Genomic DNA, 12,509 nt, shown 5'->3' with positions numbered 1-12,509 from the left:
CGAGTGGCGGGCGCGGAAGCACGGTGAATCTCGGTGGCACGCCTCCTGCGAGGCGGGCAGGAGTGACCGCGCCTCGTCAGGTTCTTCCGGGAACCACCTATCTCGTCACGCGTCGCTGCGCGCAGAGGCAGTTCCTGCTCCGGCCGTCGGCGGTCGTGAACGAGGTCTTCCTCTACGTCCTGGCGGTGGCCGCCGAGCGCTTCGGCGTGCTGGTCCACGCATTCTGCGTGCTCTCCAACCATTTTCATCTCGTGGTCACGGATCCCGACGCGCAGCTGCCCGCCTTCGAGCAGTACCTCGACTCTCTCGTCGCCCGCGCGCTGAACGCCTCGTTGGGACGGTGGGAGGCGTTCTGGGCGCCGAGCAGCTACAGCGCGGTCGCGCTCGTCAGCCCGGAGGACGTGCTCGACAAGGCGGCGTACGTGCTCGTGAATCCCGTCGCGGCCGGGCTCGTGCGACGGGGGCGGGAGTGGCCGGGGCTCTGGTCGGATCCCGCCGGGATCGGCGGTCCGGCGCTCGTGGCGAAGCGGCCCTCGATCTTCTTCAGGCCCACGGGCCGCATGCCGGAGAAGCTTGAGCTCGAGCTGTCCGCGCCGCCCGGGTTCGCCTCGGCGGCGGATTTCAGGGAACGGCTCGCTGCCGCAGTCGCAGAGCGCGAGGAACAGGCCGCGAACGCGTTGCGGACGCGAGGCCTTGCGCCGCTCGGGGTGAGGCGCGTGCTGGCGCAGAATCCCTCCGGCCGCCCGGCGCCGGGCGAGCCGCGGCGCAAGCTCAATCCCCGCATCGCTGCGCGCGACAAGTGGAAGCGGATCGAGGCCCTCGGGCGGCTCGTCGAGTTCTTGCGTGCCTACCGCGCGGCGTGGAGGCTGTTTCGAGCAGGCGTTCGCGACGTGCTCTTCCCGCCCGGAACCTACTGGTTGCGCGTGGCCCATGGAGCGCGCTGCAACCTGCGTTGACGAGCTGCGTGGCAGCAGCCTACATCGGGTAAAGCCGAGGCCTGCGTTGGGCTCCAGAGCGGCAGCTTCCACAGGTATGCCTTGAGAGGTGGCGTCGCGCCTCGCGGGGTGCTGAGCCGCTCTGGATCTCACGCCCGGCACCGTCATTCATGGTCGGGACGCACTTGCGGCGGCCGCGTGAAACGATCCGTCTGGTCGATCGAAGTCGCCGAGGGGGCCCTGTCGAACGGTCGACGAGAATTACTCTGGGTTCGGTCGAGGCGAGGAGATCCTTTTCCGGACGCGTGCGTTCCAGGCAGGAGGAGGCCTCACGCATGCGCACGCTTGCCCTCGTCATCCTTTCCATCCCCGCCCTCGCCGCCGCGGCACCCGCCCTGAGACCCCCGTCCCGCATCGACGCGGTCACGGTCTACCGGCAGTCCGCGCGCGTGACGCGCGTCGCCAAGGTGGAGCTGCCGGACGGCCCGACCCGGGTGGTGCTGGAGGGGCTCCCCGACGAGCTCGACGACGACTCCATCCGCGTGGAAGGGAAGGGCGCCGCGAAGGCGCGCGTGTTCGGCGTGGGCGTCGAGCGCATGACGGCGAAGGAGGCGGTCACGGCGGAGGCGCGCGCGGTCGAGGAGCGCATCGAGCGGCTCCAGGACGAGGACCGCGCGCTCGAGGACGCGGCCCGCGCCGCCCAGGCGCGCGCCAAGTTCGTGGAGTCGCTCCGCTCGACGTACTCCGAGGAACGGGCGAAGAACCTCGCCGTCCGCGGCGTCTCCGTGCGCGAGTGGGCCGAGCTGGCCGGCCACGTGGAGCGAGAGCTCGCGGACGCGGCGGCGGCGGTGCGGAAGGCGGAGGTGGGACGGCGCGAGCTCGCGCGTAGGATCGCGCAGGCCCGCGCGGACCTCGAGAAGGTCCAGGCGAAGCGGGGCCGGACCACCAAGGCGATCTCGGTCGAGGTGGAGGCGGAGCGGGGCGGCGCGCTCGAGCTGGCCGTCTCGTACGCGGTCGCGTCCGCGGGCTGGTCGCCGCTCTGGGACGCGCGGCTCGCGCCGGAGCGCGCGACGATGGAGCTCATCTTCCTCGGGTCCGTCTGGCAGCGCACCGGCGAGGACTGGGCGGACGTGACGCTCGCCGTCTCCACGGCGCAGCCCGGGCGCGGCCTGTACGTGCCGGAGCTGGAGCCGGTCTACCTGACCGAGCAGCGCGGGGTGCGGCATTACGAGGACGCGCGCAAGTCGATGGCGAGCGCCCCGGCCGCGGCGCTGGGAGCGCTGGTGCAGGAGCGCGACGAGGTCGCCGCCGAGGAGCTCCACGACGTGCAGCTCGCGGCCGCCACGGTCGAGCACGGCCTGCTCTCCGCCACGTTCACCGCGCCGCGACGGGAGGCGGTGGACGGGGCCGGGCAGGCGAGGCGGATCGCGCTGCAGCGCTTCCCGCTCAAGGCCGAGCTCGTGCGCGTTGCCGCGCCGCGCCGCGAGGCTGCGACGTTCCTCACCGCCAAGGCGGTGAACGACACGGGCTTCCCGCTCCTGCCCGGCGTCGCCGGGGTGTACGTGGGCGACGAGTTCGTCGGGCGGGCGCCGGTCGCGCTGACGCCGCCGGGCGGCGAGCTCGAGCTCGCGTTCGGCGTGGACGATCGGATCGAGGTGGAGCGCAGGGTGCTCGAGCGGAAGCGCCTGACGGCGGGGCTCGTCTCCAAGGACGACGTGTATCGCTACCGCGTCCGCATCGAGGTGAAGAACCGCTACGCCACCCAGGCCGCGGTGAAGCTCGTCGACCTCGTCCCGGTCAGCCGAGACGAGAAGATCAAGGTGGCCGTGCTCGACGGCACGACGGCCGCGACGAAGGAGGACCCCGAGCGCCCCGGCGTCCGCATCCACGAGCTCGCGCTGGCGGCGAACGAGGCGAAGGTGGTCGAGCTCCGCTACGAGGTCCGCTACCCGCGCGGCCTCGCGATCGCCGGGCTGGAGTGACGCTACAGCCGCCCGCGCTCGACGCGCGCCCCGTCCTCGGTGCCGACGAATCCGCCCTCCGGGAGCTCCTCCCACGGACCCGGGCCGATGGGTTCGCTCGCGACGGCGAAGACGGGGCGCGGTCCCGCGGCGGACGCGACGTGCAGCGTCCGCCCGTGGCGGCAGGCGGCGAGGAGCCTCCCGTCGGAGACGACGAGGTTCAGCGAGGTCGGCTTGGGAGAGGGCTCGGCCTCCGCGATGCGGAGCACGGTCTCGGTGGTGTCGGCGAGGGCGCGGCGCACCGCGGGGAGGTCCGCGTCCCTCGGCGCGCCGCCGGCGCGGAGCCGGGTGAGGAACAGGTAGAACACCCGCTCGCTGTCCGTGTCCCCGCGGATCTCGCGGCGGAGATCGGGATCGATCTCGCGCTCGATCGCCTCGCGGACGGCGGGAACGTCCCGGAAGCGCGCCACCGTGCCGTTGTGGGCGAACAGCCAGCGATCGAACAGGAACGGGTGCGTGTTCTCGGGGAGCACCGGCCCGACGCTCGCCTCGCGGACGTGGGCGAGCACCACCGCCGAGCGGACCTCCTGGCCGGCGGCGACGAAGGAGTCGTCGGCGTGGGCGGGCAGGATGCCGCGCCGGACGTGAGGGGACCCGTCCACGTACCAGCCGATCCCCCAGCCGTGCGGGTGGCGATGCGACTGGAAGCGGAGCGCGTTCGCCGCGCTGCAGAGCGGCTCGCAGACGTCGAAGCCTGGGTGGGCGTGCTGGCCGAAGAGGCGGCACATCGCGAATGGGAAACGTAGCAGCGCCCGAGGGCGCGCGCCAATGAGTGCTCGGTCCGCCCCTTCCCGCCCGGCCGGCGAGCCTCCGCCTGGCGGCGTGAAGCCGTGCACGGCGGAAGCCTCGCGCGGCACCTCGCGCGGCCGCTCCGGAGGTCGGGAAATGATCCCGAGCCGTCGCGAGACGCGATGCCGTCGAAGGCAGCAGCGTGCGTCGCAGCAGGCGCCGGGATTGTCTCACGGCCTCTTAGGCGCGCTTCCCGCTCTCGCCCTCCCGGAACGCGGCGCCGACGAGGTGCGCGAGGCGGAGCGGCTCGGGGACGTGGCCCCGGTCGGTGACGCGCGCCAGCGCCTGGGCCGTCGCGGCGGGCTCGGCGCCCTGCACCTGGAACACGAACCCGTCGAGGCGATGGATGGGACCCGCACGCGCGAGCAGCGCGAGCCGCCGCTCCGGCCGGGGGAGCCTGCGGACCGCGCGCTCCACCCCGGCGAGGTCCGGCATCCGGCGCATCACCGCCACGCACGGGCGGCCGAGCCGCGCGGCCAGGCCCTCGAGATCCACCAGGTTGAAGCCGCCGAAGCCGAGCCCGTCGAGCAGGACGAGGTGGAGCTGGGGCAGGAACTTCCCGCCGAGGAGCAGCGCCAGGATCGCCTCCGTCGCGTTCCAGCCGTCCTGGCGCACGCGGCCCCAGACGAGCCCCTCGAAGCGCGTCCCGGCGCAGACCACGCCGGCGAGGCCGACGTCCCCGCGCCTCCTCCGCTCGAACGGCGCGTCGTCGAAGCCGATCGCGCGGAGCGCGCGGCCCGGCGGAGGGAACCGCGTCACAGGGCCGCCTCGATGGGATCGCCGAACGGCGCCGGCGCCTCGCGGGAGAGGTCGAAGAACGTGACGCGGACGGCGCGGCCTCGCACCTCCAGAATCGCCGCCGTGCGCGGCAGCGAGAAGCGGCGAGGACCCGCGCTCCCCGGGTTCACGAACAGGGTGCCGCCCACGCGCGCGGCGCCCGGCCGATGGGAGTGGCCGTGGACCACGAGCTCGGGACGGTGCCGCGCGAGGAGCGGGCGCGCCGGGAGCTTGGGCCGCTCTCGCGCGCCGAGGTCGTGGACGAGCAGCAGCGTGAGCGCTCCCACCTCGACGACCGCGGTCTCCGGCAGGCGCGCGAGGGCGGGCAGCCCCTCGTCGTTGTTCCCGCGCACGGCCTTCACCGGCGCGATCTCGCGCAGCACGGCGAGGATCTCGGGCTTCACGATGTCGCCGGCGTGCAGCACGAGGTCGGCGCCCTCGAGGACCTCCGGCAGCCGGGGATCGACGAGGCCGTGCGTGTCCGAGACGAGCCCGACGCGCATGGCCCTCACCGGCAGTCCACCGCGGCTCCCGGCGCGGCCGTGTGCACGACCCGCCCCCGCTTCACGACGACGAGGGCGTGGTTCACGGCCATGTGCCAGGCGAGGTGCTCGGGCGAGCTGCAGCCCCAGAGCACGAGGTCCGCGTCGGCGCCTGGCCGCAGGCGCCCCGCGTCGGCGCGCCGGAGCGCCCGGGCTCCCCCCGCGGTGAAGGCCACGAGCGCCTCGGCGGGGCTGAGCCGCAGCTTCAGGCAGGCGAGCGAGAGGGCCAGTCCGACGTTCTCGCTCATGGCGCTGCCGGGGTTCAGGTTCGTGGCGAGCGCGATGCGGGCGCCCGCGGAGAGCAGCTTGCGCGCGGGGGCGTAGCGGTTCGAGCCGAGGAAGAGGGTGGAGAGGGGGAGGAGCCCGGCCACCACGTCCGCGCGGGCGAGCGCGGCGATCCCCTCGTCGTCGATCTCCTCGAGGTGGTCCGCGCTCGCGCAGGAGAGCGCGGCGGCGAGCTGCGCCCCGCCGGAGGCGGTGAGCTGGTCCGCGTGCAGGTGCGGCACGAGGCCGTGGCGCTCCCCCGCGGCCAGGATCCGGCGCGCCTCGTCGATCGTGAACGCGCCCTCCTCGGCGAACGCGTCCACGTGATCGGCGAGCCGCTCGCGCGCCGCCTGCGGGATGAGCACCTCGCACAGCTCGCGCACGAACGCGTCGCGGTCGCCGCCGCGCTCGGGCGGGACGGCGTGGGCGAGGAGGGTGGGGACGATCGTCACCTCCGCCCAGAGCGCGTGCGCCAGGTCGTGGATGACGCGCAGCAGGCGCAGCTCGTCGGCGGTCGAGAGGCCATAGCCGCTCTTCACCTCGATGGTCGTGACGCCCTGCGCGAGCAGCCGCCGCGCCCGGGCGATCGCCGCCTCGAGGAGCGTCGCGTCGGACGCGGCGCGCGTCGCGCGCGTGGTGACCGCGATGCCACCCCCGGAGAGCGCGACCGACAGGTAGCTCTTGCCCGCGCAGCGCAGCGCGAACTCGCCCGCCCGCTCGCCAGCGAACACGAGGTGCGTGTGCGCGTCCACCAGCCCCGGCGTCACGAGCCCGCCGCCGGCGTCGATCACTTGGGCATCCGCGGCGTCCACCACCTCCTCGAGCCCGCGCTCCGGCCCGGCGTAGGCGATGCGGCGGTCGTCCACCGCGACGGCGGCCGACGGGATGAGCCCGGGATCGGAGGTCCCCGCGTCGCAGGTCGCCACCACCGCGTTGCGGAGCACGAGGGTGGCCGTGGGGCGGAGTGGCTTGCGGGCGGGCACGGTCGAGGTCGAGGTCGGGGTCGAGGTCGAGGTCGGGGTCGGGGTCGGGGTCGAGGTCGGGGTCGAGGTCGGGGTCGAGGTCGGGGTCGAGGTCGGGGTCGAGGTCGGGGTCGAGGTCGGGGTCGAGGTCGGGGTCGAGGTCGGGGTCGAGGTCGGGGTCGAGGTCGGGGTCGAGGTCGGGGTCGAGGTCGGGGTCGAGGTCGGGGTCGAGGTCGGGGTCGAGGTCGGGGTCGAGGTCGGGGTCGAGGTCGGGGTCGAGGTCGGGGTCGAGGTCGAGGCCCTTTCGACTTCGCTCCGCCGCTGCCGCGGAGCGACGCTCAGGGTGACCGGCCCCAGAAGAGCCGAGGTCGGTCAGGGAATCCTTATTCCGCGCACCCTCGCCACCTCCCGCGCCTCCTCATATCCCGCATCGGCGTGCCGGAGCACGCCCATCGCCGGGTCGCTCCGCAGCACCCGCTCGACCCGGCGTCCCGCCGCCTCCGTGCCGTCCGCGACCACCACCTGGCCGGCGTGCAGGGACCAGCCCATGCCGACCCCGCCGCCGTGGTGGAAGCTGACCCACGACGCGCCGTTCACCGCGTTCACGAGCGCGTTCAGGATGGGCCAGTCGGCGATCGCGTCCGAGCCGTCCTTCATCGCCTCCGTCTCGCGGTTCGGCGAGGCGACGGAGCCGCAGTCGAGGTGGTCCCGGCCGATGACGATGGGCGCCTTCACCTCGCCGCGCCGGACGAGCTCGTTGAAGGCGACCCCCGCGCGATCCCGCTCCCCGTACCCGAGCCAGCAGATGCGCGCCGGCAGCCCCTGGAACCTCACCTTTCGGGCCGCGAGGTCGAGCCAGCGGCGCAGCCCGGCGTCCTCGGGGAACAGCGCCGCGACCGCCGCGTCGGTCCGGGCGATGTCCGCGGGATCGCCGGACAGCGCCACCCAGCGGAACGGGCCCTTCCCCTCGCAGAACATCGGCCGGATGTAGGCCGGGACGAAGCCGGGGTAGGCGAAGGCGTCGGCGACCCCGGCCTCGCGGGCGCCGGCGCGCAGGTTGTTGCCGTAGTCGAAGACGTGGCTCCCGGCGGCGCGCATGGCGAGCATCGCCTCCACCTGCCGCGCCATGGACTGCTTCGCGCGCCGGACGTAGCCCTCCGGATCGCGCCGGCGCAGCGTGGGCGCGTCCACGAGCGGCACGTCGGCGGGCACGTAGCCGTTCAGCGGATCATGGGCGGAGGTCTGATCCGTGACGAGGTCCGGCGCGAGCCCGCGGCGCGCCAGCTCCGCGTAGACCGTGGCGGCGTTGCCGACGAGCCCGATCGAGAGCGGGCGTCGGGCACGGCGCGCCTCCTCGAGCCGGCGGAGCGCGTCGTCGAGCTCGTCCGAGCGCTCGTCGAGATAGCCGCCCTGGAGCCGCTTCTCGATGCGGGCGGGGTCGACGTCGACGCCCAGGAACGCCGCGCCCAGCATGGTCGCCGCGAGCGGCTGGGCGCCGCCCATCCCGCCGAGGCCGCCGGAGAGGACGAGCCGGCCGGCGAGGTCGTCGGTCCCGAAGTGCGTCCGCCCCGCCTGCGCGAACGTCTCGTAGGTGCCCTGCAGGATCCCCTGCGTCCCGATGTAGATCCAGGACCCCGCGGTCATCTGGCCGAACATGATGAGCCCGCGCCGCTCGAGGTCCCAGAAGTGCTCCCAGGTGGCGAAGCGCGGCACCAGGTTCGAGTTGGCGATGAGCACGCGCGGCGCGTCGGGGTGGGTGCCGAGGACGCCGACGGGCTTCCCGCTCTGCACGAGCAGGGTCTCGTCGTCGCCGAGGGCCCTGAGCGCGGCGACGATCCGCCGGTAGCTCTCCCAGTCGCGCGCGGCCTTGCCGGTGCCGCCGTAGACGACCAGGTCCTCGGGCCGCTCGGCCACCTCGGGGTCGAGGTTGTTCATGAGCATGCGCAGGGCGGCCTCCTGCACCCAGCCCTTGCACGAGCGTCCCGTGCCCCGCGGCGCGCGGATCTCCTCCATCGAGCACCTCCGGGCCCCAAGCCTCACCCGGCGACCGCCCGGCCGCACCGCCAAAAACGGGGCGCCGCGGCCGGTGCCGCCGAGCGAGCGTTGGTTTACACTCCGCGCCCGCTCCCATGAACGATCAGCTCTTCATCTCGGCCCTGAAGCTCCTGCCGAAGAACGCCGTCTCCCGCCTCGCCGGCGCGCTCACGCGCTGGAACGCGCCCGCCCCGGTCCGCCTCGGGGTCATGAAGGCCTTCGCCGCGCGCTACGGCATCGACCTCTCGGAGTGCCCGGACCTCGAGGTCTACCGCACCTTCGGCGAGTTCTTCGCCCGGCCGCTCCGGCCCGGGCTCCGGCCCATCGCGCCCGGCGAGGCCGTGATCGTGTCGCCGGTGGACGGCGCCGTCTCGGAGACCGGGGTCGCGCTGGACGGGCGGCTCGTCCAGGCGAAGGGCCTCGACTACCCGACGAGCGCGCTCGTCGCCGACGAGGCGCTCGCCGCCCGGCTGCGCGGCGGCGCTTACGCGACGATCTACCTGTCGCCCCGCGACTACCACCGCATCCACTTCCCGCTCGGCGGGAAGATCACAGGCTGGCGCTACGTCCCGGGCCAGCTCTGGCCGGTGAACCCGGCCTCGGTCCGCACCGTGCCGGGCCTGTTCACCGTGAACGAGCGGCTCGTCACCGTCCTGGAGACCCCGCTCGGCGCGTGCGCGGTGGTCGCCGTCGGCGCGACGGTGGTGGGCCGGGTGCGGGCCTTCTACGACCCGACGGTCCCGGTGACGAACCTGCCCGCGGCCACGGCGGCCGCGCGCGACTACGAGTCGCCGCTGCCGATCGAGAAGGGCGGCGAGCTGGGCGCGTTCGAGATGGGCTCGACCGTCATCCTGCTGTTCGAGCCGGGGCGCGTGCGCCTCGACGCCCGGCTCGTCCCCGGCGCGCGGCTGCGCGTCGGGGAGCCGATCGGTGGGCCGGCGTGACCCGTTTCTGCTAGAAGGACGCGGCGATGGCGACGAAGATCAACGGCGTCAAGGGAATGAACGACCTGCTGCCCGGCCAGGCGTCTCGCTGGCAGGAGATGGAGGCGGTCGCGCGCGAGGTGTTCGCGCTGTACGGTTACCGAGAGGTGCGGACGCCGGTCGTGGAGCCCGCGCAGCTCTTCGCGCGCGGGGTCGGCGAGGCGACCGACATCGTGAAGAAGGAGATGTACGTCTTCGAGGACAAGGGCGAGGAGCTGCTCGCCCTGCGCCCCGAGGGCACCGCCGGCACGGTGCGCGCCTTCATCGAGCACGGCGCGTTCGTGGAGGGCCCGCAGAAGTGGTTCTACGTGGGCCCGATGTTCCGGCGCGAGCGGCCGCAGAAGGGCCGTTACCGCCAATTCCACCAGATCGGCTGCGAGGCGTTCGGGATCGCCGAGCCGTACCTCGACGCCGAGCAGATCGCGCTCCTCGACGACTACCTCGCGCGCCTCGGGGTGCGCGCCGAGCTGAAGCTCAACTCGGTCGGCGATCGCGCTTGCCGCCCGGCCTACCTCCAGGACCTCCGCGACTTCCTCGCCTCGCGCAAGGGCGAGCTCTGCGCCGACTGCAACGAGCGGATGGAGCGGAACCCGCTGCGCGTGCTCGACTGCAAGGTGGAGAGCTGCCAGCCCGTGCTCGCGCAGGCGCCGCGGCTCCTCGAGCGGCTCTGCCCCGAGTGCGCCTCGCACTTCGACGCCGTTAAGGGCGGGCTCGACGCGCTCGGCGTCCGCTACACCGTGGACACCCGGCTCGTGCGCGGCCTCGACTACTACGTCCGCACCGCCTACGAGTTCACCTCCGACGCGCTCGGCTCGCAGTCCGCGGTGGCCGGAGGCGGGCGCTACGACGGGCTCGTCGAGACCCTGGGCGGGCCGCCCACCCCGGGGATCGGCTTCGCGCTCGGCCAGGAGCGGCTCGCGATGATCCTCGAGAAGGCGGGCCGCGCCGCGCCCGAGCGCCGGCCGGTCGTCTTCTTCGTCAGCGCCGACGCCGAGGGTGCGCGCGAGGCGCTCCGGCGCGCGGCGGAGCTTCGCCGGGCGGGGATCGCCTGCGAGCTCGACGCCCGCGGCGGCAAGCTGAAGGCGCAGTTCAAGCAGGCGGAGCGCGTCGGCGCGCGCTACGCGCTCGTCCTGGGCGGCAACGAGGTCCAGACCGGCCAGGCGAAGCTGAAGGACCTGCAGACCCGCGAGGAGACGCCGATCGCGCTCGCGGACCTCGTCGCGCGGGTGAGGTGAACCGCCTCCTCGTCATCGCCGGGCCGACCGCGTCCGGCAAGACCGCGCTCGCCGTGGCGCTCGCGCGGCGCCTCGGCGGCGAGATCGTCAACGCCGACTCGCAGCAGGTCTACCGCGGGCTCGACGTGGGCACCGCCAAGCCGACCGCGGCCGAGCGCGCCGCCGTCCCTCACCACCTGCTCGACGTGGCGGAGGCGGGGGAGGGTATGGACGCGGCGCGCTTCGCCGCCCTCGCGGACGCCGCCATCGCCGACGTCGCCGCGCGCGGCCGGCTGCCGATCGTGGCTGGCGGCACCGGGCTCTACCTGCGCGCGCTCCTCCACGGCGTCGTGGCCGCGCCCGGCCGCGACGCCGCGCTGCGCGCGCGGCTCGAGGAGGAGGCGGCGCGGCTGGGGAGGCCCGCGCTGCACGCGCGGCTCGCGGCGCTCGACCCGGACGCCGCCGCGAGGATCCGCCCCAACGACCTCGTCCGGATCGTCCGCGCGCTGGAGATCGCCGCCGGCGGGACCCGGCCGTCCGAGCTGTACGCCCGGCACGCCTTCCGGGAGGATCGCTACGCGGCGCGGCTGCTCGCCCTCGATCCGCCGCGCGCCTCCCTCCACGCGCGCATCGACGCCCGCGTCGCCGAGATGTTCGCGGGCGGGCTCCTCGAGGAGGCGCGCGCGCTCGCCGCCCGCTTCGGCGACGCCCTCCCGCCGAAGCTGCCCATCGGCTACGCGGAGGCGATCGGCTGCGTGCGCGGCGAGCTCCAGCTGGCGGAGGCCGTCCGCCGCGTGCAGGTGGCGCACCGCCGGTACGCGCGGCGGCAGGTCATCTGGCTGCGGCGCGAGCGCGGCGTCGAGTGGATCGCGCCGCCCTTCGACGCGGACGACTTGGCGCGCCGCGTCGAAAACGGCTGAGAATCCAAATGCCTCGACCGTGCGCTTCGGCCACCTCGTGCTATAAGGCGCGTCGTGACGAAGCCAGCCCATGCCCTCGACTTCGAGCGCCCCCTCATCGCGCTCGAGTCCAAGATCGCCGAGCTGAAGGAGCTGTCCGGCGGCGCCCGCGTCGACTTCAGCGACGAGATCCAGAAGCTCGAGAAGAAGGCGAAGCGGCTCCAGGCCGAGATCTTCAGCGACCTCTCTCCCTGGCAGACCGTCCAGCTCGCGCGCCATCCGAACCGGCCCTACACGCTCGACTACGTCGGCAGGCTGTTCACCGACTTCTTCGAGCTCGAGGGGGACCGGCGCTTCGCGGCGGATCGCGCCATCGTGGCCGGGTTCGCTCGCTTCGACGACGAGCCCGTGCTCGTCATGGGCCACCAGAAGGGCCGCGGCACGAAGGAAAACATGCTGCGGAACTTCGGGATGCCGCGCCCCGAGGGCTACCGCAAGGCGCGCCGGCTCTTCGATCTCGCCGAGCGCTTCCAGCGCCCCGTCATCATCTTCATCGACACGCCCGGCGCGTACCCAGGCATCGGCGCGGAGGAGCGCGGCCAGGCCGAGGCGATCGCGACGAACCTCGAGGTCATGTCCTCGCTGGGCGTGCCGTCGATCTCGGTGGTCATCGGGGAGGGGGCGTCGGGCGGCGCGCTCGGCCTCGGCGTGACCAGCCGGATCCTGATGCTCCAGTACGCCTGGTACAACGTCATCTCGCCCGAGAGCTGCAGCTCGATCCTCTACCGCGATCCGGCCCAGGGGAAGAAGTCCGCGGAGGCGCTGAAGCTCACGGCCAAGGACCTCGCCGGCTTCGGCATCACCGACGAGATCATCCCCGAGCCCGAGGGCGGCGCGCACCGGGACCACGGCCTCGCGGCGGAGAACGTCCGGGCCGCGATCCGCCGTCACCTGGCCGAGCTGAAGAAGCTCTCTCCCGAGCAGCTCGTCGTCGACCGGTACAGGAAGTTCCGGGCGATGGGCGTGTTCACGTCCGAGGAGTAGCGCGGGGCCTTCGCGAGCGCCGGGGGCCTCGGGTATAACCGTCGC

General features: G+C 74.0%; 11 protein-coding genes. 6 read left to right on the top strand and 5 right to left on the bottom strand.

What is annotated here, in order from left to right; genetic code table 11:
- Nucleotides 1-62 precede the first annotated feature (62 nt).
- On the top strand, nt 63-956 hold the full coding sequence (locus ANAE109_RS11860) for a transposase (RefSeq protein ID WP_012097109.1): 894 nt from the start codon (nt 63-65) through the stop codon (nt 954-956).
- Between the two features lie 314 nt (nt 957-1,270).
- Entirely contained in the window at nt 1,271-2,917 is a 1,647-nt protein-coding gene (locus ANAE109_RS11855) for a mucoidy inhibitor MuiA family protein (protein ID WP_012097108.1), read from the top strand.
- Nucleotides 2,918-2,919: 2 nt separating this feature from the next.
- Here ANAE109_RS11855 and ANAE109_RS11850 read toward each other — a convergent pair whose 3' ends face one another.
- The 5 genes from ANAE109_RS11850 to hutU form a co-directional block, all read right to left on the bottom strand.
- Nucleotides 2,920-3,684 carry a class II glutamine amidotransferase gene (locus ANAE109_RS11850; protein ID WP_012097107.1) on the bottom strand — a complete coding sequence of 255 codons (765 nt, stop codon included), beginning with the start codon at nt 3,682-3,684 and terminating at the stop codon, nt 2,920-2,922.
- 241 nt (nt 3,685-3,925) lie between these two features.
- The gene (locus tag ANAE109_RS11845) at nt 3,926-4,504 is read right to left on the bottom strand and encodes a DUF99 family protein (protein ID WP_012097106.1); all 579 of its coding nucleotides are present in this window, start codon (nt 4,502-4,504) and stop codon (nt 3,926-3,928) included.
- On the bottom strand, nt 4,501-5,025 hold the full coding sequence (locus ANAE109_RS11840; protein WP_012097105.1) for a metallophosphoesterase family protein: 525 nt from the start codon (nt 5,023-5,025) through the stop codon (nt 4,501-4,503). Before ANAE109_RS11840 ends, ANAE109_RS11845 begins: the two co-directional genes overlap by 4 nt.
- 5 nt (nt 5,026-5,030) lie before the next feature.
- On the bottom strand, nt 5,031-6,311 hold the full coding sequence (hutI, locus tag ANAE109_RS11835; RefSeq protein ID WP_012097104.1) for an imidazolonepropionase: 1,281 nt from the start codon (nt 6,309-6,311) through the stop codon (nt 5,031-5,033).
- 351 nt (nt 6,312-6,662) lie between these two features.
- Entirely contained in the window at nt 6,663-8,303 is a 1,641-nt protein-coding gene (gene hutU, locus ANAE109_RS11830; protein ID WP_012097103.1) for a urocanate hydratase, read from the bottom strand.
- Between the two features lie 116 nt (nt 8,304-8,419).
- On the opposite strand from hutU, the gene asd reads away from it, so the two are divergent.
- The 4 genes from asd to ANAE109_RS11810 are packed head-to-tail and all read left to right on the top strand — an operon-like array spanning nt 8,420 to nt 12,464.
- On the top strand, nt 8,420-9,268 hold the full coding sequence (gene asd / locus ANAE109_RS11825) for an archaetidylserine decarboxylase (protein WP_012097102.1): 849 nt from the start codon (nt 8,420-8,422) through the stop codon (nt 9,266-9,268).
- A 26-nt stretch (nt 9,269-9,294) separates the two neighbouring features.
- A complete protein-coding gene (gene hisS / locus ANAE109_RS11820; RefSeq protein WP_012097101.1) occupies nt 9,295-10,542 on the top strand; it encodes a histidine--tRNA ligase in 1,248 nt (415 codons plus the stop codon).
- Complete coding sequence (gene miaA, locus ANAE109_RS11815; protein WP_012097100.1) at nt 10,539-11,441, top strand: tRNA (adenosine(37)-N6)-dimethylallyltransferase MiaA; 903 nt, start codon at nt 10,539-10,541, stop codon at nt 11,439-11,441. Before hisS ends, miaA begins: the two co-directional genes overlap by 4 nt.
- A 54-nt stretch (nt 11,442-11,495) precedes the next feature.
- Nucleotides 11,496-12,464, top strand: a complete 969-nt coding sequence (locus ANAE109_RS11810) for an acetyl-CoA carboxylase carboxyltransferase subunit alpha (protein WP_012097099.1) — start codon at nt 11,496-11,498, stop codon at nt 12,462-12,464.
- Nucleotides 12,465-12,509 lie beyond the last annotated feature (45 nt).

This window comes from Anaeromyxobacter sp. Fw109-5 (genome assembly GCF_000017505.1).
In the GTDB taxonomy this organism is placed as follows: domain Bacteria; phylum Myxococcota; class Myxococcia; order Myxococcales; family Anaeromyxobacteraceae; genus Anaeromyxobacter.
The sequence above is the reverse complement of the archived record's forward strand: the minus strand, read 5'-3'. Positions and strand labels throughout refer to the sequence as shown.